18 protein-coding genes are annotated in these 19,375 nt (G+C 74.5%); 11 read left to right on the forward strand and 7 right to left on the reverse strand.

Annotation, left to right across the window (positions count from 1 at the left end):
- Positions 1-135 precede the first annotated feature (135 nt).
- From ACIG0D_RS04990 to ACIG0D_RS05010, 5 genes are all read left to right on the forward strand, one after another.
- Positions 136-2,169, forward strand: a complete 2,034-nt coding sequence (locus ACIG0D_RS04990; RefSeq protein WP_399796297.1) for a hypothetical protein — start codon at positions 136-138, stop codon at positions 2,167-2,169.
- Positions 2,170-2,312: 143 nt separating this feature from the next.
- Complete coding sequence (gene pelF, locus ACIG0D_RS04995) at positions 2,313-3,833, forward strand: GT4 family glycosyltransferase PelF (protein WP_399796299.1); 1,521 nt, start codon at positions 2,313-2,315, stop codon at positions 3,831-3,833.
- Complete coding sequence (locus tag ACIG0D_RS05000) at positions 3,830-5,377, forward strand: hypothetical protein (RefSeq protein WP_399796301.1); 1,548 nt, start codon at positions 3,830-3,832, stop codon at positions 5,375-5,377. The genes pelF and ACIG0D_RS05000 overlap by 4 nt, the downstream gene beginning before the upstream one ends.
- Entirely contained in the window at positions 5,374-6,021 is a 648-nt protein-coding gene (locus ACIG0D_RS05005; protein ID WP_399796303.1) for a spherulation-specific family 4 protein, read from the forward strand. Before ACIG0D_RS05000 ends, ACIG0D_RS05005 begins: the two co-directional genes overlap by 4 nt.
- Positions 6,018-6,806, forward strand: a complete 789-nt coding sequence (locus tag ACIG0D_RS05010; RefSeq protein WP_399796305.1) for an endo alpha-1,4 polygalactosaminidase — start codon at positions 6,018-6,020, stop codon at positions 6,804-6,806. The genes ACIG0D_RS05005 and ACIG0D_RS05010 overlap by 4 nt, the downstream gene beginning before the upstream one ends.
- Before the next feature lie 9 nt (positions 6,807-6,815).
- On the opposite strand, the gene ACIG0D_RS05015 is transcribed toward ACIG0D_RS05010, so the two are convergent.
- A complete protein-coding gene (locus tag ACIG0D_RS05015) occupies positions 6,816-7,616 on the reverse strand; it encodes an adenosylcobinamide-GDP ribazoletransferase (protein ID WP_399796307.1) in 801 nt (266 codons plus the stop codon).
- Positions 7,617-7,750: 134 nt separating this feature from the next.
- Between ACIG0D_RS05015 and ACIG0D_RS05020 the strand changes: the two genes are divergently transcribed.
- Complete coding sequence (locus tag ACIG0D_RS05020) at positions 7,751-8,515, forward strand: hypothetical protein (RefSeq protein ID WP_399796308.1); 765 nt, start codon at positions 7,751-7,753, stop codon at positions 8,513-8,515.
- A 365-nt stretch (positions 8,516-8,880) separates the two neighbouring features.
- Here ACIG0D_RS05020 and ACIG0D_RS05025 read toward each other — a convergent pair whose 3' ends face one another.
- Entirely contained in the window at positions 8,881-9,690 is an 810-nt protein-coding gene (locus tag ACIG0D_RS05025; protein WP_399796309.1) for a hypothetical protein, read from the reverse strand.
- Positions 9,691-9,751: 61 nt separating this feature from the next.
- Positions 9,752-10,903: a nicotinate-nucleotide--dimethylbenzimidazole phosphoribosyltransferase gene (cobT, locus tag ACIG0D_RS05030; RefSeq protein WP_399796310.1), complete on the reverse strand. Its 1,152-nt coding sequence runs from the start codon at positions 10,901-10,903 to the stop codon at positions 9,752-9,754.
- Positions 10,904-11,063: 160 nt separating this feature from the next.
- Between cobT and ACIG0D_RS05035 the strand changes: the two genes are divergently transcribed.
- Positions 11,064-12,149: a class I SAM-dependent methyltransferase gene (locus ACIG0D_RS05035; protein WP_399796311.1), complete on the forward strand. Its 1,086-nt coding sequence runs from the start codon at positions 11,064-11,066 to the stop codon at positions 12,147-12,149.
- Between the two features lie 182 nt (positions 12,150-12,331).
- Here ACIG0D_RS05035 and ACIG0D_RS05040 read toward each other — a convergent pair whose 3' ends face one another.
- Positions 12,332-13,540 (reverse strand): bifunctional adenosylcobinamide kinase/adenosylcobinamide-phosphate guanylyltransferase, encoded by a 1,209-nt coding sequence (locus ACIG0D_RS05040; protein WP_399796312.1) that lies wholly within the window; start codon positions 13,538-13,540, stop codon positions 12,332-12,334.
- 116 nt (positions 13,541-13,656) lie between these two features.
- Here ACIG0D_RS05040 and ACIG0D_RS05045 point away from each other — a divergent pair, with 116 nt between their 5' ends.
- Positions 13,657-13,881: a hypothetical protein gene (locus ACIG0D_RS05045; RefSeq protein WP_399796313.1), complete on the forward strand. Its 225-nt coding sequence runs from the start codon at positions 13,657-13,659 to the stop codon at positions 13,879-13,881.
- A 61-nt stretch (positions 13,882-13,942) separates the two neighbouring features.
- On the opposite strand, the gene ACIG0D_RS05050 is transcribed toward ACIG0D_RS05045, so the two are convergent.
- From ACIG0D_RS05050 to ACIG0D_RS05060, 3 genes are all read right to left on the reverse strand, one after another.
- Positions 13,943-15,037, reverse strand: a complete 1,095-nt coding sequence (locus tag ACIG0D_RS05050) for a S1C family serine protease (RefSeq protein ID WP_399796314.1) — start codon at positions 15,035-15,037, stop codon at positions 13,943-13,945.
- Positions 15,038-15,095: 58 nt separating this feature from the next.
- Positions 15,096-15,797 carry a class I SAM-dependent methyltransferase gene (locus tag ACIG0D_RS05055; RefSeq protein ID WP_399796363.1) on the reverse strand — a complete coding sequence of 234 codons (702 nt, stop codon included), beginning with the start codon at positions 15,795-15,797 and terminating at the stop codon, positions 15,096-15,098.
- A gap of 83 nt (positions 15,798-15,880) precedes the next feature.
- On the reverse strand, positions 15,881-16,525 hold the full coding sequence (locus ACIG0D_RS05060) for a DUF3043 domain-containing protein (RefSeq protein ID WP_399796315.1): 645 nt from the start codon (positions 16,523-16,525) through the stop codon (positions 15,881-15,883).
- 255 nt (positions 16,526-16,780) lie between these two features.
- Between ACIG0D_RS05060 and ACIG0D_RS05065 the strand changes: the two genes are divergently transcribed.
- The 3 genes from ACIG0D_RS05065 to ACIG0D_RS05075 all read left to right on the forward strand — a co-directional run bounded on the left by ACIG0D_RS05065 (position 16,781) and on the right by ACIG0D_RS05075 (position 19,351).
- Positions 16,781-17,578 carry a PspA/IM30 family protein gene (locus tag ACIG0D_RS05065; RefSeq protein ID WP_365760822.1) on the forward strand — a complete coding sequence of 266 codons (798 nt, stop codon included), beginning with the start codon at positions 16,781-16,783 and terminating at the stop codon, positions 17,576-17,578.
- A 23-nt stretch (positions 17,579-17,601) separates the two neighbouring features.
- Positions 17,602-17,880 carry a hypothetical protein gene (locus ACIG0D_RS05070; protein WP_365760824.1) on the forward strand — a complete coding sequence of 93 codons (279 nt, stop codon included), beginning with the start codon at positions 17,602-17,604 and terminating at the stop codon, positions 17,878-17,880.
- A gap of 253 nt (positions 17,881-18,133) precedes the next feature.
- Complete coding sequence (locus tag ACIG0D_RS05075; RefSeq protein WP_399796316.1) at positions 18,134-19,351, forward strand: sensor histidine kinase; 1,218 nt, start codon at positions 18,134-18,136, stop codon at positions 19,349-19,351.
- Positions 19,352-19,375 lie beyond the last annotated feature (24 nt).

Here is a 19,375-nt window from a genome sequence, read left to right on the forward strand (position 1 = left end):
CGTCGGGTTCCGGTGAGCCCCGCGCTCGCCGCTTTGCATGATTTCCACATGATCCTCCGTGGATGGCTCACCGGAGAGCCGGACCCTTCACGCGGAACCGAGGGCATGGAGGATCTTCTGGGGGGAGGAACCATCATGGCGCCACGCGCGCGCACAAGGAGAGAAACGGTCGCCGTCACGGCCGCCGCCGCACTGATGACGCTGGGGCTGGGGGCACCCGGGGCGTCGGCGGCCGGCGAGCCGCGGATCGACCTGAGGGTGCTGGTGGTGGACAACGGGGACAGCTCCGTCCAGGCCATCACCGCGCAACTGCGCGGCACCGGCATCCCGTACACCACGATCGACCTGAACGACCCCGGCCGCCCCACCGTCACCCCGGCGTTCCTCAGCGACACGGTGAACGGCACGCCCCGCGCCAAGTACCAGGGCGTCGTCCTGCCGAACGAGGCCCCCTTCGGCACTGGCTCCGCCGAGCAGACCGCGCTGGAGAACTACGAGCGGACGTACGGCATCCCGCAGGTCGACGCCTACACCTGGGCCCACCCCGGGGTCGGCCTCGACTACACCGGCGAGGGCGGCTGGGCCGGCGCCCTCGACGGGCGCGAGGCGTCCGTCACCGCCGCCGGCAAGGCGGGCTGGTTCGGCTACCTCGACGGCGCCCTCGCCTTCGAGGACAACGACCCGGCCGTCCAGGAGAGCTACGGCTACGTGGCCCGGCCCCGGACGGGCTTCACCAGCTACGTCGACATCCCCGTGCCCGGCTCCACCGGCCGCGGCAGCCTCGTCGGGGAGTACGCCCACGACGGGCGCCGCGAACTGGTGGTGACGTTCGCCTACAACGCGCACCAGCGGCAGTTCCGGGTGCTGGCCCGCGGCATCGTCGAATGGCTGACCCAGGGCGTCCACCTGGGCCGCGACCGCAACCACTTCGCGGTCCACGTCGACGACGTCCTCGCCCCCGACGCCCGCTGGGACACCGAGCGCAACTGCACCCCGGGCGACATCGACTGCGCGGACGGCGGCGAGGACACCACCACCCCGATCCGCATGACCGCCGCCGACGCGGCCTACGCCGCCCGGTGGCAGCGCGAGCGCGGCTTCACCCTCGACATGGTCTACAACGCCGGCTCCGGCGAGCAGTGGAAGGCCGAGCACGGCGGCACCGACCCGCTCACCGACCGGCTCCTCGCCGACAAGGCGCAGTACCGCTGGATCAACCACACCTACACCCACCCCTTCCTGGGCTGTGTGCAGGACACCTCCACCGTGCCGTGGAGCTGCGCGAAGAACGCCGACGGCTCCACCCGGTACATGAGCCGCGCCGAGATCGCCGCGCAGATCCGCGACAACCACCAGTGGGCCGTCGCCAAGGGCCTCCCGGTCGACCGCACCGAGCTGGTCACCGGCGAGCACTCCGGCCTGAAGACCCTGCCGCAGCAGCCCGACGACAACCCGAACCTGGCCGGCGCCCTCGCCGACACCGGCGTGAAGTGGATCGCCTCGGACAACTCACGCGAGCCGGAGCAGCGCCCGGTGGGCGCCGCGGTGACCGTCCCGCGGCACCCGATGAACGTGTACTACAACGTCGGCACCGAGGCCGAGATGACCGACGAGTACAACTGGGTCTACACCTCGAAGGCGGACGGCGGCAGCGGCGTCTGCGAGAACAACCCGACCTCCACCTGCCTCGACGAACCGCTGGACGTCACCACCGGCTACGACACCCACATCGTCCCGCAGGAGGCCCGCATCGCCCTGGGTCACGCCCTCGGCAACGACCCGCGCCCGCACTACGTGCACCAGTCCAACCTCGCCGAGGACCGCATCCTCTACCCCGTCCTCGACAAGGTCCTCGCCGACTACCGGGCCCTGTTCGCCGACAACACCCCGCTGGAGAACCCGCGGCACAGCGCCATCGGCACCGAGCTGAAGCGCCGCGCCGCCTGGCGGACGGCGATCGCGAACAACCAGGTCACCGCCTACCGCATCGGCAACACCGTGACCGTCAGGGCACCGTCCGGCACCCAGATCCCGGTGACCGCCCCGGAGGGCACGCGAAAGCAGCTCCTCCTCGGCACCACGCCGTTCGGCACCCCGTACGCAGGGGCACGCTCCGCCTGGACGGCACCCGAGGCACTGCAATCCGCGGTCACCTTGAAACTCCCGTGAGCGCAACGCGCTCCAGGGGCGCGGGGCTGCATTGACATGCGGCTCCGCCGCGGGGCGCGACCAGCCCGTGACGGCGCGCGGCCGGACGACGGGCGGCAGTTCCCCGCACAGCATCCGCACAACAGGGGGGAAGCCGCGCAGCGATGCGTACCGGACGTCACGTCACCATGCTCACCGAAGGCACCTACCCGCATGTCCACGGCGGCGTCAGCACCTGGTGCGACCAGCTCGTCAAGGGCATGCCCGAGGTCGACTTCCACATCGTCTCGCTCACCGGCAGCGGCCGGGAACCCGTGACCTGGGAACTGCCGCCCAACGTCTACCGGCACACCACCGTGCCGACCTGGGGCCCGCGCCCCGGCCACCGGCGCCCGCCGCACGGCAGGGCCCGCCGCCGCTTCGTCGACGCCTACGAACAGCTGCTGCTGTCCTTCCTCGACCCGGAGTCCCCCTGCGACTTCGGCGCGGCCCTGACCGAGCTGGCCCGCCTCGCCCGCGACGGCCGCCTCTCCGCCGCGCTGCGCACCGAGACCGCGCTGCGCTCGCTGATGTGGATATGGACGATGCCGCATCTGCCGACCGCCGCCGCCCGCCCCACCGTCCACGACGCGCTCACCGCCACCGACCTGCTGGAACACGCCCTGCGCCCGCTCGGGACACGCATCCCGGAGGACTCGGTCGCGCACGCCGTGAGCAGCGGCCTCGCCACCCTCCCCGCGCTCGCCGCCCGCCACCTCGACGGGGTGCCGTTCCTCCTCACCGAGCACGGCATCTACCTGCGCGAGCGCTACCTCGGCCACCGCCACGAGAGCCGACGCTGGCCGGTGAAGGCGTTCATACTCGGCTTCTGGCGCGCCCTGAACTCGCACGGTTACCGCTCCGCCGACCTGATCACCCCGTGCAACCGGTACAACCGCCGCTGGGAGGAGCGCGGCGGCGCCGACGCCGCCAAGATCCGCACCGTCTACAACGGCGTCGACCCGGCCGCCTTCCCGCACGCCGGACCCGAACCCGACGTCCCCACCCTCACCTGGTGCGGCCGGGTCGACCCGATCAAGGACCTGGAGACCCTGATCCGCGCCTACGCCCTGGTCCGCGCCGAGATCCCGGAGACCAGGCTGCGCCTGTTCGGCCCGGTCCCGCCCGGCGGCGAGGCCTACCGCACGAAGCTGGAGAAGCTCGCCGCCGAACTCGGCGTCAGCGACGGCCTCACCTTCGAGGGCCGCGTCACCGAGGTCTGGCGCGCCTACGCCGCCGGCCACATCGTCATGCTGTCCTCCATCTCGGAGGGCTTCCCGTTCTCCATCATCGAGGCCATGTCCTGCGGTCGTACGACCGTCTCCACGGACGTCGGCGGCGTGCGCGAGGCGGTCGGCGACACCGGTCTGGTGGTGCCGCCGCGCGAGCCGGAGAAGATGGCCGCCGCCGCGCTCACCCTGCTCCACGACCACGAACGCCGCCGCGGCCTCGGCGAACTGGGCCGCCAGCGGGTCATCGACCGGTTCACCCTGCGCCGCTCCGTGGACAACTTCCGCACGATCTACCGGGAACTGGCCGGCGCGCCCGAGGTGTACGAGCCGACGGTCGAGACGGTCGCCGACTGGACCCTGGAGCTGCGCGACCCCTGGTACGCGTCCGTGGCGACGGACGGGAGCGGCTGGTGAGCGGCAACGTCTGGCTGCCGCCGGGCGCCCGCCCCGACAGCCTGCCCGCGATCCCCCGGCAGCGCGCCACCCCCAGCTGGGCGGAGCCCGACCCGCTCGACGAACTCGCCGAGCGCCTGGAGGACTTCATAGCGGCGGCCGTCCACCCCGACGAGATCGCCGCGCTGCTGGAGTCCGACGGCCTCTCCGACGACCGGATACGCGAGCGGTACGGCGTGAAGGACTCCTTCGCGCTCGCCGAGGAGCTGTACGCGCGCGTGGAGCGCCGCCACCCCGAACCCGACGGCCCCGTCCACGACCCCTGGCAGGCAGGCCTGCTGGGCTGTCTGCTGCGCGGCGTGGTGTTCGCCCTGCCGGGCCTCGCCTACGTCCTCGGCGGGCCTTTCCTCGCCGGCCCGGACGGCGACTTCGGGCTCCCGGCCGGCACGGTCCCGCTCCTCGCGGGCGCCCTCACCGGCTGGACGTGGAACCAGGGCCTCGCCCACCGCGCCTACTCCTGGCTCGGCCTCGGCGACCGCTCGGCCGCCCGCCGCTGCCTCCTGGCGGGCGCACCCCTCGGCGCGCTGCTCGGCTCCCTGACCGCGCTCGCCGTCGCGGGCACCGCGGACCCGGCCGCGCTCGCCTTCGCCGCCGGACAGTCCTGGTATCTGGGCGCGGCCACCACCCTGCTGGTCATGGGCCGCGAACGGGCCCTGCTCGTCGCGCTGCTGCCGATGGCGGCGGGCGCCGTGGCGGCCCTGGTCACCGAGGTGCCCGAACCGACCCGGATCACCCTGCTGCTCGGCTCGCTCGCCGTGGTCTCGGCGCTCGCCCTGCGCGAGGTGGCGCCCGCGCTGCGCGAGCTGGGCGAGGGAAGCTGGACGGCGGGCCTGACGGCGCTGCTGCCGTTCGGGCCGCTCGGCCCGCTCGAGCACCGCACCGGCGGACCCCGGCTCACCGCGTCCGTGCCGTACGCCCTGTTCGGCCTCGGCAGCGGCGTCCTCGTGCTGTACACGGCGCTCGGCGACGTGCCGGCCGGCGAGGCGCACAGCGCGGTCGCCGCGCCCGCCGCGGTGGCCCTCACCCTCTCCATGGGCCCCGCCGAATGGCTGCTGTACCGCTTCCGCAGCGGCAGCCTCGCCGGACTGCGCTCCGCCGGCACCCCCAGCGCCTTCCGCCGTACGACCGCGCTGATCGTCGTCCGCTGCCTGGCCGGCTATCTCGCCGCCCTGTCCGCCCTCGCCCTCGCCGCGTCCGCCCTGTGGCCGCATTCCCCGGGGCCCGGCGGGCTCCCGCTCGGGCAGGGAGGTGCCCCCGCCGGCGTCCGCCTCGCCGGGCTCCTGCTGCTCGGGGTGGTGCTGTGGACCGGGCTGCTGCTCCAGTCGTTCGGCGCGATCCACGGCGCGGCGGCGGTCTGCTGCACGGCCGCCCTCGTCCAGACCCTCGCCCTGGTCACCCACACGGGCACGCCGCACTGGGTCGCCGTGACCGTCCACGGCGTCTGTGCCGCCGTACAGGCCGTGCTGGTCTGCGTCCTGCTGGGGAGGGCGACCGCCCACCGATGAGCACCCTGCTGGTCCCGTACTACGAGCACCCGTCCGTCCGCCCCGCCGAGTGGGACGCGATCGTCGCCGCCGCGCCCCGCCTGTACGGCGTGGTCCTCAACCCGGCCAGCGGCCCCGGCGAGGCGCCCGACCCGGCGTTCGCCGAGGTCGCCGCCCGGCTGCGGGCCGCGGACGTGCGGGTGCTCGGGTACGCCGACACCGACTACGGCCGCCGCCCCCACGCCGACGTGGCCCGCGACCTCGACCGCCACCGCGCCTGGTACGGCACGGACGGCGCCTTCCTCGACCAGGTGGCCGCCGGACCCGAGGAGTTCGCCCACTACCGCCGCCTCGCGAGCGCAGCCTGGGCGGCGGGCTGCGCCACCCTCGTGCTGAACCACGGCACGCCGCCCCACCCCTGCTACGCCCGCATCGCCGACGTGGTCGTCACCTTCGAGGGGGACTGGACGACGTACCGCACCCGGCCGCCGCGCCCCTGGCCGGGCACCGGGGCGCGGGAGTGCCACCTGGTCTACGGCGTCCCGGCGGGCGCCGACCTGGCCGGACCGGCCCGCGAGCGCGGCGCCGCCGTGCACTGCGCGGTGCCCGGCACCGGCGATCATCCGTGGGGTACGTTGCCGCACACCCTGGAGCCCGACCCGTGAGACGCCCGATCCTGCTGCTCGCCCTGCTGCTGCTCGTCGCGGGCTGCACCTCCGCCCCCGACGACAAGCCGGACCGGCCGTCCGGGCAGCGCTGGCAGCCGCGCCCCGGCACCCCCTGGCAGTGGCAGCTCAGCGGCCGTCTCGACCCCACGGTCGACGTGCCGGTGTACGACATCGACGGCTTCGACCACGACGCGGACACCGTCGCCGACCTGCACCGCCGGGGCCGCAAGGTGATCTGCTACCTGTCCACCGGCGCCTGGGAGGAGTTCCGCCCGGACGCCGGGAAGTTCCCGGAGTCCGTGCTGGGGAAGGGCAACGGCTGGCCGGGCGAGCGCTGGCTCGACATCCGCCGCACCGACGTCCTGGAGCCGCTGATGGCGGCCCGCCTCGACATGTGCCGCGACAAGGGCTTCGACGCGGTGGAGCCGGACAACATGGACGGCTACCGCAACCGCACCGGCTTCCCGCTCACCGCCGCCGACCAGCTCCGCTACAACCGGCTCATCGCCCGCCTCGCCCACGAGCGGGGCCTCGCGGTGGGCCTGAAGAACGACCTCGACCAGATCCCCGAACTGGTCGGCGACTTCGACTTCGCGGTGAACGAGCAGTGCGCCCAGTACCGCGAGTGCGCCGCCCTCACCCCGTTCGTCGAGGCGGGCAAGGCCGTCTTCCACGTCGAGTACGAGATGTCCACGCGCGCCTTCTGCCCCGAGGCGCGGCGGCTGGGACTCAGCTCGATGCTGAAGCGGTACGAGCTGGGGGTGTGGCGCCGGGCCTGCTGAGCCCTCGCGTCATCCGAGGGCGAGGACGACCAGCGCGGTCGTCGCCGCCGTCTCGGCGAGCCCGCCGAACACATCGCCGGTGACCCCGCCGAACCGGCGCGTGCAGTGCCGCAGCAGCAGTTCCGCCGCGGCCACCGCCAGCACCACCGCGAGCACCGCACGGCCGAGGTCGTACGTCCCGAGCAGCGCGCCGCCGCCCGCAGCCGCCGCGAGCACCAGCAGCGTGACGAGTGCGGCCCCGGTGCGGGGCACGACCCCCGCGACCGCCGCCCCCAGCCCTTCCGGGCGCGCGGCCGGCACCCCGGTGCGGGCGGCCAGGGTCAGCGCCAGCCGGGCGGCGCCCGCCGACACGACCGCGGCGAGCGCGCCCCGCGCCCAGGAGCCGTCGTAGGCCTCGGCGAGGGCGGCCACCTGGGCCAGCAGCACGAAGACGAGGGTGATCACCCCGAACGGGCCGATGTCCGACTGCTTCATGATCCGCAGCGCGTCCTCGGCGGGCTTGCCGCTGCCCAGCCCGTCGGCGGTGTCGGCCAGCCCGTCCAGGTGCAGTCCCCGGGTGAGCACGGCCGGTACGGCGGCGGAGGCCACGGCGGCGAGCAGCGGACCGGCACCGAGCAGCAGGAGCACCACCCCGGCCGCCGCGGCGAGGGCGCCGACGGCCAGCCCCGCGACCGGCGCGCACAGCATCCCGCCCCGGGCGGCCTCCCGGTCCCAGCGGGTCACCTTCACCGGCAGGACGGTGAGCGTGCCGAAGGCGAAGCGGAGGCCGTGCAGTGGCGGGACCGGTGCGGGCGGCGAGATCGGGGACACGGCGGAAGGGTACGCGACGGCCCGGACGGCGCCCCGGGGCCCGGGCTTCCCCGGACGAGGCCCGGGCTTCTCCGGACGGGGCCTGGGGGCTTCCCGGACGGCGCCCGAAGGCGAATCGGGCCAGACTGGAACGCATGGGGCAGTGGCTGCAACGGAACATCATCGAGCCCGGCAAGCTCCCCCTCCTGCTCGCCCTCGCGGCCTTCGTGCTGACCTTCCTCGTCACGCGGCTGATCACCCGCCTGATCCGGGCGGGCAAGGGGCCGTTCGGCAACGTCCAGGGGGCGGGGGGAGTGCACATCCACCATGTCGTCCCCGGTGTCGTGCTCACGATCATCGGCGGCTTCGGCGCGGTGGCCAGCGGACGCCATGGGCTCGCTCCGGTCGTGTGGGCGGTGATCTTCGGGATCGGCGCGGGGCTCGTCCTCGACGAGTTCGCGCTGATCCTCCACCTCGACGACGTGTACTGGAGCGAGGCGGGCCGCAAGAGCGTCGAGGTCGTGGTGGTGACGGTGGCCCTGGTCGGCCTGGTCCTGTCCGGCTTCTCCCCGTTCGGGGTCGACGGCGTCGACGAGGAGGAGCGCCAGGGGCGCGGCACCGTCATCTCCACCATCGTCGGGAACTTCGTCTTCTCCCTCGTCGCCCTCCTCAAGGGCAAGCTGCGCATGGCGCTGTTCGGCGCGATCGTGCCGCTCGTCGCCCTGATCGGCGCGATCCGGCTGGCCCGCCCCGGCTCCCTGTGGGCCCGCCGCTTCTACGCCCGCCGCCCGCGCGCCCGCGCCCGCTCGGCCCTGCGCGCCTACCGTCACGACCGCCGCTGGACGGGCCCCTCCCGCAAGCTGCAGGACTGGATCGGCGGCGCACCCGACGAGCCGGTCCGCGCCCTGGACCGCCACTGACGTGCCGCGCCCGACTGTGCCCTGGACCGTCCCTGACGTGCCGCGCCCGACCGTGCCCTGGACCGCCTCTGACGTGCCGCGCCCGACTGTGCCCTGGACCGTCCCTGACGTGCCGCGCCGACTGTGCCCTGGACCGTCCCTGACGTGCCGCGCCCGAGCGTGCCCTGGACCGCCTCTGACGTGCCGCGCCCGACTGTGCCCTGGACCGTCCCTGACGTGCCGCGCCCGACTGTGCCCTGGACCGTCCCTGACGTGCCGCGCCCGAGCGTGCCCTGGACCGCCTCTGACGTGCCGCGCCCGACCGTGCCCTGGACCGTCCCTGACGTGCCGCGCCCGAGCGTGCCCTGGACCGCCCCGGACGCGGCCTACCCGTCCGGGCCCTCGGCCGTCCGTGACGCGACGTGTCCGTCCGTGCCCCGCAGCACCGCTGACGCGCCGCCCCCGAGGGCTCTGGAGCACCACCGGCGTGCCACCCCCGTCCGGGCCCCGGAGCACCACCGGCGCGCCGAGCCCGTCCGCGTTCCCGCCCGTCGCTGACGCGCCGACTCCACGGCGCACAGCGCCAGTACCGCCGCGATCGCCGCGAGGTGCTCCTTGCCGGCCAGGTTCTCCTTCACCAGCACCTCGGCCACCATCGCCACGCCCACCGCGCCCGCCGTCACATACGCGCGGTAGCGCCGGCCGACGTACACCGCGAGCCCCACCACGGCCGCCGACGGCCCGGTGTCCACGACCCGCGCGTCCGACGCGGCCAGCCCCAGCGGGGTGTGCGGGCCGAGCGCGATGCCGAGCCGGGCGTACAGGGTCCCGGCGAGCGTGGCGGCGTAGGCGAGCGCGAGGGTGCGGCGGCGGCCGAGACAGATCTCCGCGATGCCGAAGACGACCAGGATCTGCGCCAGCGCGCCCCACACCGGCAGGTCGAGGGCCGGGACGAAGAGGGAGAGGGGCGTGCGCAGCAGGGCGAGCCACAGCGGATCCGCCGCGCGCACGGTGCCGGCGCCCTGCACGAGGCCGTACCCCCACGACGTGCCGTGCACGGCGTGCAGCGCGGCGGTCAGGCAGACCGCCCCGACGGTCAGCGGGACGGCCGCGAGCCGTCGTCGGAGAAGGGGACCGCGCAGGGCCGCGCAGAGGGGTCCCCATTCGGCGCGGGCGAAGCGGACGAGCGTGTTCATCGCTCGGTAAGACCGCGCCGAACGGGGCGGAGTTCAGCGGAACCGGCGTGAGCCGGGTCGCTCACTCCGCGGCGGCCTCGGCCTCTTCCCGCTCGGTGACCTGCTCGGTGCCCTTCTCGGTGACCGTGTCGGCGGCCTTTTCGGAGGTCTTCTCGGCGGCCTTCTCGACGGCCTTCTCGGGAAGCTCCGCCGCCAGTGCCGCCGCGGCCTGCACCAGCGGCAGCGCGAGCACACCGCCCGCGCCCTCGCCGACCGACACCCCGTGGCCGAGCAGCGGCTCCAGCGCCATCCGGTCCAGCGCCTTGGCCTGCCCCGGCTCACCGCTGTCGTGCCCGGCCAGCCACCAGTCCGGCGCCCGGAACGCGATCCGCTGGCCCACCAGGGCGCACGCGGCGGCCACCACGCCGTCCAGGATCACCGGCATCTTCCGTACGGCGCTCTGCAACAGGAACCCGGTCATCGCGGCCAGATCCGCGCCGCCGACCGTCGCCAGCAGCTCGAGCTGATCCCCGAGCACCGGCCGGGCACGGCGCAGCGCGTCCCGGATCGCCGCGCACTTGCGCATCCACGCCAGGTCGTCGATGGCGAGTCCCCCGCGCCCGGTGACCACCGAGGCGTCGGTGCCGCACAGCGCGGCGACGAGCACCGCCGCGGCCGTGGTGCCGCCCACGCTGATGTCGCCGAGGACCACCAGGTCCGTCCCCGAGTCGGCCTCCTCGTCGGCCACCGCGACTCCGGCCCGGAACGCGGCCTCGGCCTCCTCGGGGGTGAGCGCGTCCTCGATGTCGATCCGCCCGCTGCCGCGCCGCACCCGGTGCCGTACGACGTCCTCGGGGAACATGCCCGGATCGCAGTCCAGCGCCATGTCCACCACCCGCACCGGCACCCCGAGCCGCCGGGCCAGCACCGCCACCGGGCGGGCGCCCTCCAGCACCTCGCGGACCAGCTCGTGCGCGCTGCCCGCGGGCCGCGCCGAGACGCCCAGCGCGGCGATCCCGTGGTCACCGGCGAACAGCAGCACCCGCGGCCGTTCGACCGGCCGTACCACCGCGGTGCCCTGCGCCGCGGCCAGCCACTCACCCAGGTCGTCGAGGCGCCCCAGCGATCCGGGCGGCACGATCTGGCGCTCCCGGCGCGCCTCGGCGTCCCGGCGCACCCCACCGTCGGGGCGCTCGATCAGATCGGTGAAGTCGTCGAGATTAAGCGAGCTCATTCGCCGAACAGTACCGGCACCGGCCGAACAGGGCGGTGCCGCAGGGGCACCACGCGGTCACTACGTCGTTGCACCCAAGATCGCCATCCCATACGTTCCCTTTGCCTGTGTACACGCATGTGTCCGGGTATGCATGCGTGCGTACGTGTATGTACCTGTGATGCCCGAGTCCATCCGGGAGCCGCCGATGCCGTCCACGCCCTCCGCCCCGCAGGTGGGCGCCCGCCGCCGGGCCGCCTGTCTCGCCGAACTCGCCCATGGCACCGAACGGTTCCACGGCCCGCGCCGCGAGGACTGCCCCTGGTGCGGGTCCCGGGACCTGCGGACCCGGTTCACCGCCTCCGACCCCCTCCAGGGCAGACCCGGCACCTTCACCGTCGACCGGTGCCAGGAGTGCGCGCACGTCTTCCAGAACCCCCGCCTCACCCCCGAGGGCATGGCGTTCCACTTCCGCTATCCGCAGCCCGACCCGGGCCGCGCGCGCCGGACCCGGCGCCGGCTGCGGGCCACCGCCCGCGTGATGCTGCCGTACGGGGAACCGGAGGGCTGGCTGGACGTCGGCACGGGGGACGCCGACTTCCCGGCCGCCGCGCGGGAGTTCTTCCCGTACACCGCGTTCGACGGACTCGACCCCAGCCCGCGCGTCCTGAAGGCCGCCGAGGCGGAACGCCTGGACGAGGCGTACGTGGGCCGGCTGACGACCCGCGCCGTGACCGGCCGGCTGCGCGCCCGCTACGACGTCGTCAGCCTGCTGCACCAGCTGCACCACAGCCCCGACCCGCGAGCCGACCTCCACGCGGCGCTCGGCCTGCTCCGCCCCGGGGGCCGGATCCTCATCGAACTCCCCGACCCGACGAGCCTCTTCGCCCCCTTCCTCGGCCGCTGGTGGCTGCCGCACACCCAGCCCCGCCACCTCCACCTCATCCCCCCGGCCAACCTCCGCGCGGAGCTGGAGCACCACGGCTGCAGGATCCTGCGCACCGACCGCCTCCACGCCCCCTACGACCTGTCCGTGGCGACGACCCTGCTCCTCGCCCATCTGCTGCCGTCCCCCGACGCCCCCTGGCGCCCCATCCCGCCGACGGAGGCCCAGCGCGCGCTGCGCACCGCCCTGGCCGCGGCGACGGCCCCACTGACCGTGGCGGCCCTGGCGGCCGACCACACCCTGGCCCCGCTGCTGCGCCACACCGGCTTCTCGAACACCTACCGGGTGATCGCCCAGGCCCCGTACCGGCGGCGGACCTGAGCCCGCGCCCCGCACCGGCCGCAGAGCCGAGCCCGGGGCCCGCACCGGCCGCGGAGCCGAGCCCGGGGCCCGTACCGAACGCGGCCCCGGACCCGCACCCCGCGCCGGCCCCGGACCTGAGCCCGCGCCCTGCACCGGCTGCCCCGCACCGGCTGCCGTGGACCCGGACCGTGGCCGGCATCTCAGCCCCGCAGCACCAGCGCCTGCCCGGCCACCACCAGCAGCACCTGCTCGCACTCCGCGGCCACCGCCGCGTTCAGCCGCCCCAGCTCGTCCCGGTAGCGCCGCCCGGACGCCGTCGCCGGCACGATCCCGGACCCCACCTCGTTCGACACCGCGACCACCACCCGCCGCGTCTCCCGCACCGCCCCGGCCAGCTCCCGCACCCGCTCCCGCAGCGCCCGCTCACCCCCGTCGGCCCACTCCGCGTCGTCCCACGCCCCGACCGCGTCCATCGCGTCGGTCAGCCACAGCGACAGACAGTCGATCAGCAGCGGCGGTCCGTCGTCCTTCAGCAGCGGCACCAGGTCGCACGTCTCCACCGTCCGCCACGACCCCGGCCGCCGCTCCCGGTGCGCCGCCACCCGCGCCGCCCACTCCCCGTCGCCGCCGCGCGTCCCGCCCGTGGCGACGTACACGACGTCCGGGAACGCCTCCAGGCGCCGCTCCGCCTCCACCGACTTCCCGGACCGCGCCCCGCCCAGCACCAGCGTCCGCCGCGGCACATCCGGCACGTCCTCGTACGCCCCCACGGTCAGCGTCGTCCCGTCCGGCACCGCCCGCGCCCCCGCCGCCGCCAGCCGGCGCGTCAGCTCGGCCCCCGGCGGCACATCGTGGTCCAGGTGGACGGCGACCACGTCCGTCGTCGGCCCCAGCGCCCCGACCGCCCGCAGCCGCGCCAGCGCGTCCGGCCGCCCCACCACATCGGCCAGCACCATGTTGTACGGCTCCGCGTGCGCGGTGCCCTCCTCCAGACCGGCCGGCGCGCCCCCGGGCGGCAGATACAGCAGCCGGTGCCCTTCCGGCCCGGTCACCGCGTACCCGGTGCCCGGCGCGTCCATCGCCACCGCCCGCACCCGATGCCCCGTCAGCAGCGCCAACTCGCGCCCGTCGGGCACCCGCCCGGGCTGCGGCACCCCCGCCGGCACCTCCACGGCGGGCCCGTGGTGCGGATGGGAGAGCAGCACCTGCCGCACCCCGCCCAGCGACCGGCCCGCCCGCGCCGCCGCGAACGCCGCCCCCGGCGTCAGGTCCAGCAGCACCGCCCCGTCCACGAGCAGCGCGGTCGCCGCCCGCGCGTCGGGCCCCAGCGCGGTAGCGCAGGCCGCGCAGGGACAGTCGGGGCGGGGGAGTCCCGCGGGGGCACCGGTGCCGAGCAGAGTCAGTTCCACGGACCCGATTTTCCCGGGTCCCCGCAGGTCTTGCGCGTCCGGCTAGGCTTCAGGGCAGGAGCCGGACCAAGATCCGGGCCCACTGCTCTGCTGGTGCCGACACCTGGGAGGCGTACATGGCGGCATGGACGTGGCGGTTCGAGAAGGCCGACGGGACGGAGGTCCAGCCCGCGGTGCAGCCCGAGGAGTTCACCACGCAGGGCGACGCCGAGTCGTGGATCGGGGAGCACTGGAAGGACCTGCTCGCCGGGGGAGCGGACCAGGTGCGGCTGTTCGAGGACGGCACCGAGGTCTACGGCCCGATGAGCCTGCACGCGGAAGAGGCCGCGCAGGAGTCGTAGCCGCAGATCCCTTCGGGAGGTCACGAGGAGGAGGGGGCGGCCCGCGCCGGGGCGCCCCCCGTCACTGCTCGCCCAGCGTCACGTCCACCGTCTTCTCGGCGCCGTCACGGGTGTACGTCACCGTCGTCCGCCGGCCCGGCCGCAGCTCGGCCAGGGCCTCCTGGAGCGAGGTGATGGTGGTGATGTCCGTGTCGCCGAGGCGGACGATGACGTCCGCGGGCTCCAGGCCCGCCCGGTCGGCCGCCCCGCCGTCGCGCACCTCCACGACGGCCACCCCGATTGGCTGATAGGCGCGGTCGACGACCGTGCGCCCGGTGATGCCGAGCGCCGCCCGCCCCGAGTCGGTGACCCGGCCGTCCCTGACGATCTGGTCGGCGACCGTCCGCACCATCGACGCCGGGATCGCGAACCCGATGCCGGGCGCCGCGCCCTCGCCGAGCCCGGGATCGGTCGCGGCCAGCGTCGGGATGCCGATGACCTGACCGTCGAGGTTCACCAGCGCGCCCCCGCTGTTGCCCGGGTTGATCGCCGCCGACGTCTGCACCATGTTCGCGATCGTCGCCCCCGTACCGCCCCCGCCGCTGGGCTCGGTGACGGTCCGTCCGGTCGCCGACACGATCCCCTGCGTCACGCTCGACGACAGCCCGAGCGGGGACCCCATCGCCAGCACGATCTGCCCCACCTCGACCTTGGCGGAGTCCCCGAAGACGGCCGGGCGCAGCCCCTGCGGCGGCTGGTCCAGCCTCACCACGGCCAGGTCCTGCTGGGGGTAGGAGAAGACCAGCCGGGCGGTGAGCCGCTCCTCGCTGTTGGCGGTGGTCACCCGGAAGTCGCGCTGGTCGCCGACGACGTGCGCGTTCGTGACGATGTGGCCCTTGTCGTCGTAGACCACCCCGGAGCCCAGCTCCTCGCGGCCCTGGATCTGCACCACCGACGGCAGGACGTCGCGGATCACCTTCTGGTAGTCGCTCTGGAGATCGCCCGCCGCGACCGGCGCCGCGGCCCGCGCGGTCGTCCGCTCGCCGGTCCGCTCGGCCCGGCCCCCCGCCGCACCGCCGTCCGAGGTGCATCCGGCGAGAAGGACGCCGAGGACGCCGAGCAGGCCGCACAGCAGGACCGCGGCACGGCGCGGCGCCCGGAGAGGATGAGCTTCCATGCCCCCGAGTCTGGCCTCCGGGCCCCGGCACGGGCCCGCGCTGTACGCCCGAACGGGCTCAGCCGCGCACCCCGCACAGGTGCAGCAGCGCCGCGACCCCGCGGTACGGATCCGTCCGCCCCGCCCGTTCCTCCACCGCCAGCAGCGTCTCCAGGTCGGCCGGCGCCTCGGCCCCGTCCGCCGCCGTGTCCGTGAACACCCGCACGCCGTACCAGGCGTGCAGCGGAGCCCCGATCCCGGCGAGGGTGTCGGTCAGCGCGGCGAGCCGGTCGGCCCGTACGTCCAGACCGAGACGGTTGCGGTAGGCGGTGGTGTCGAACGCGGCCAGCGCGCCCTGCCAGTCGCCGGACAGCCCCGGCCGCATCGCCAGCGCGTCCCCGTTGCGCACCAGCAGCGACAGCAGCCCGCCCGGCGCCAGCACCCGGGCCAGCCCCGCCAGCAGCGGATCCGGCTCCTCGACGTACATCAGCACCCCGTGGCAGAGCACCACGTCGAAGCTGCCCGGCAGGAAATGGACGCCCGTGTCCCGGCCGTCGCCCTCGATGATCCGCATCCGCTCCCGGATGCCCTCCGGCTCGCCGGACAGCGCCTCACGCGCCGCGGCGATCATCGTCGGGTCCTGCTCCAGACCGGTGATCTGGTGCCCGGCCCGGGCAAGCCGCAGCGCCTGCGTGCCCTGGCCCATCCCCACGTCGAGCACCCGCAGCCGCTGCCCGACCGGGAACCGCCCGGCTATCTGCTCCTCGAGCTGCCGGGCCACCAGCTCCTGTCGTACGACATCACGCAGGCCGCCCACCTTGCTGAGCCAGGCGTCGGCCGCACCCCCGGTGAACGGCGCAGCGCTCAGGGTCGCTCCCCGCGCTTGACCTGCGGCTTCGGCAGCCGAAGCCGGCGCATCTGGAGGGAGCGCATCAGGGCGTAGGCGACGGCGCCGCGCTTGTTCTCGTCCGGGAAGCGCTCGGCGAGCCGCTTCTTCAGCCGGAAGCCGGTGACGAACGAGTCCAGCACGATCAGGACGATCACCACGAGCCACAGCAGCAGCGCGATGTTCTGCAGCGCGGCCACCCGCACCATGCTCAGCACGAGGATGACCACGGCCATCGGCAGGAAGAACTCCGCGATGTTGAACCGCGCGTCGATGAAGTCGCGCGCGAAGCGGCGGACCGGACCCTTGTCACGGGCCGGCAGGTACCGCTCGTCACCGCCGGCGAGCGCCTGACGCTGCCGTTCCAGCGCGGCACGGCGCTCCTCGCGGGCGCGCTTGGCGGCCTCCTTGCGCGTCATCGACGTGTTGGCCACGCTGCGGCGCTGCGACTGGGCCTCGCTGCGCTTGGGCGTGGGGCGGCCCTTGGGGGCCTGCGGGTCACGGGGCTGCTTGGAGACGGTCACCTGCGCCTTGTCGGCGACGGGGGCCTTCTCTTCCTTGGCACGGCTACGGAACACAAAACCCAAGGGTACGGGGTGCCCGGGGTTGGACCCCAGCGCCACGGGGAACGATCCGGCAACACCGGACGTCTGTAAGGGGACAGAGGGGACGATGCGTACGCCTCGGAACCCTGAGGGACCCCTGGGGTTCACCCGGGGAATCACCTCCTCCCTACGCCGGAGCGGGTGGCTCCTCAGTCGTCCTCGGGGATGAGCGCATCCGCGCCCGAACAGTGCGGTAATGGAAGCAGGGCCCGTACTGTGGGTTCTGTCGCAGAGCTGGAGCCGGAGTCGGTCAGAAGGGGGCGCGCGAAGCCCATGAGCGGTGTCATGAAGCGTATGGGGATGATCTTCCGCGCGAAGGCGAACAAGGCCCTGGACCGGGCCGAGGACCCGCGCGAGACCCTCGATTACTCGTACCAGAAGCAGCTGGAGCTGCTCCAGAAGGTCCGCCGCGGCGTCGCGGACGTGGCCACCTCCCGCAAGCGGCTGGAACTCCAGCTCAACCAGTTGCAGCAGCAGTCCGCCAAGCTGGAGGACCAGGGCCGCAAGGCGCTCGCGCTGGGCCGGGAGGACCTGGCCCGCGAGGCGCTCTCCCGCCGCGCCGCGCTCCAGCAGCAGGTGACCGATCTGGAGACCCAGCACGCCACCCTCCAGGGCGAGGAGGAGAAGCTCACCCTGGCGGCCCAGCGGCTCCAGGCCAAGGTCGACGCCTTCCGCACCAAGAAGGAGACGATCAAGGCGACGTACACCGCGGCCCAGGCGCAGACCCGGATCGGCGAGGCGTTCACCGGCATCTCCGAGGAGATGGGCGACGTCGGGCTGGCCATCCAGCGCGCCGAGGACAAGACGGCCCAGCTCCAGGCACGCGCCGGCGCCATCGACGAACTGCTCGCCTCCGGCGCCCTCGACGACCCCACCGGCATGGCCAAGGACGACATCCAGGCCGAGCTGGACCGGCTCTCCGGTGGTACGGATGTAGAGCTGGAGCTTCAGCGCATGAAGGCCGAGCTGGCCGGAGGCACGTCCGGTGACCGGCAGGCCATCGAGGGCGGCAACGGACAGCAGCAGCCCCAGCAGCAGCCGCAGGACACCCCGCGGTTCGACAAGCAGTAGGGGCCCACGCCGAGGAGGGCGACATGATCGTACGGATCATGGGGGAGGGGCAGGTCAGGCTGGCCGACAGCCACTTCCCGGAGCTCAACAAGCTCGACGACGAGCTGATGTCCGAGATCGAGAAGGGCGACGGACCCGGCTTCCGCCGCACCCTCCAGGCCCTCCTGGCCACCGTCCGCCAACTGGGCACCCCCCTGCCCGACGACTCCCTCGAACCCTCACAGCTGATCCTCCCCTCCCCGGACGCGTCCCTGGAGGAGGTCCGCGAGATGCTGACCGAGGACGGCTTGATCCCGGACTGACCCGCCGCCACGGTCGCCGGCTGGTGCCGATGCCCGGCCGATCCGCCCGGCGGGCGCACCACCGATCCGCCCGGCCGACGCCCGACTGACGCCCGGCTGATCCGCAGCCGCTCTGCGGCTGGTCACCGCTGGTGCCGATGCCCGGCCTATAGGGGCCCGGTCCCGGCTGATCTCCGGCCGATGCCCGGCCCATCCGTTGCGCTCGGCCGTACCCCGGCCCCCGGTGGTGTCCGCCCGGATACGGTGGAGCATCGTGAGCACCCTGGAGCGTGTCCGGCAGCGACTGAAGGCCCACCCCATGGCGCTGGACGCCATGCTGGCGGCGGGGGTGCTGGTCTGCATGGTGGCCGGGTCCTTCGTGGACCCGCATGGCAAGGACGGTGTCACCTGGGGCCTGCGCAGTCCCGACGGACTCAGCCTGGTGCTGATCGCCCTCGGTGCCGCCGCCCTGGTGCTGCGCCGGCGGGCGCCGCGCACGGTGCTCGCCTTCACCGGCACGGTCTCCCTCGTCGAGTCCGTGACCGGAGACCCCCGCGCCCCCGTCGCGATGTCCGCCGTGATCGCCCTCTACACCGTCGCCTCCACCACCGACCGCCCCACCACCTGGCGGATCGGCCTGCTCACGATGACCGTGCTGACCGGTGCCGCCATGCTCGCCGGGCCCCTGCCCTGGTACGCCCAGGAGAACCTGGCGATCTTCGCCTGGACCGGCATCGGCGCCACCGCGGGCGACGCCGTCCGCAGCCGCCGCGCCTTCGTCCAGGCCATCCGGGAACGCGCCGAGCGCGCCGAACGCACCCGCGAGGAGGAGGCCCGCCGCCGGGTCGCCGAGGAACGCCTGCGGATCGCCCGCGACCTGCACGACGTCGTCGCCCACCACATCGCCCTGGTCAACGTGCAGGCCGGAGTCGCCGCCCACGTCATGGACAAGCGCCCCGACCAGGCCAAGGAGGCCCTGGCCCACGTCCGGGAGGCCAGCCGCTCCGCGCTGAACGAGCTGCGGGCCACCGTCGGGCTGCTGCGCCAGTCCGGCGACCCGGAGGCCCCCACCGAGCCCGCCCCCGGCCTCGACCGGCTCGACGAACTCGTCGGCACCTTCCGCAACGCCGGCCTGCGCGTCGAGGTCGCCCGCGCCGACCACGGCACCACCCTGCCCGCCGCCGTCGACCTCGCCGCCTACCGGGTCATCCAGGAAGCCCTCACCAACGTCCAGAAGCACGCCGGTACGGAGGCCAAGGCCGAGGTCAGCGTGGTGCGGGTGGGACCGCGCATCGAGATCACCGTCCTCGACGACGGCGCCGGCGAGCATCCCGTCCCGGAGGGCGGCGGCCACGGCCTGCTCGGCATGCGCGAACGCGTCACCGCGCTGCGCGGCACCCTCACCACCGGTCCCCGCTACGGCGGCGGCTTCCGCGTCCATGCGATCCTGCCGGTCGACAACCGCTCCGGCGCCGAGGGAGAGCCCGGATGACCGACGCCGGCCGGCGCGTGCCCA

Source organism: Streptomyces sp. NPDC052773, from assembly GCF_044547145.1.
Lineage (GTDB): Bacteria > Actinomycetota > Actinomycetes > Streptomycetales > Streptomycetaceae > Streptomyces.

Bases quoted from the DNA above. Each gene is read 5' to 3' on its own strand.
- ACIG0D_RS04990 (WP_399796297.1), top strand. From the start codon at position 136: ATGGCGCCACGCGCGCGCACAAGGAGAGAAACGGTCGCCGTCACGGCC.
- pelF (WP_399796299.1), top strand. From the start codon at position 2,313: ATGCGTACCGGACGTCACGTCACCATGCTCACCGAAGGCACCTACCCG.
- ACIG0D_RS05005 (WP_399796303.1), top strand. From the start codon at position 5,374: ATGAGCACCCTGCTGGTCCCGTACTACGAGCACCCGTCCGTCCGCCCC.
- ACIG0D_RS05020 (WP_399796308.1), top strand. From the start codon at position 7,751: ATGGGGCAGTGGCTGCAACGGAACATCATCGAGCCCGGCAAGCTCCCC.
- ACIG0D_RS05025 (WP_399796309.1), bottom strand. From the start codon at position 9,690: ATGAACACGCTCGTCCGCTTCGCCCGCGCCGAATGGGGACCCCTCTGC.
- cobT (WP_399796310.1), bottom strand. From the start codon at position 10,903: ATGAGCTCGCTTAATCTCGACGACTTCACCGATCTGATCGAGCGCCCC.
- ACIG0D_RS05035 (WP_399796311.1), top strand. From the start codon at position 11,064: ATGCCCGAGTCCATCCGGGAGCCGCCGATGCCGTCCACGCCCTCCGCC.
- ACIG0D_RS05045 (WP_399796313.1), top strand. From the start codon at position 13,657: ATGGCGGCATGGACGTGGCGGTTCGAGAAGGCCGACGGGACGGAGGTC.
- ACIG0D_RS05050 (WP_399796314.1), bottom strand. From the start codon at position 15,037: ATGGAAGCTCATCCTCTCCGGGCGCCGCGCCGTGCCGCGGTCCTGCTG.
- ACIG0D_RS05065 (WP_365760822.1), top strand. From the start codon at position 16,781: ATGAGCGGTGTCATGAAGCGTATGGGGATGATCTTCCGCGCGAAGGCG.
- ACIG0D_RS05070 (WP_365760824.1), top strand. From the start codon at position 17,602: ATGATCGTACGGATCATGGGGGAGGGGCAGGTCAGGCTGGCCGACAGC.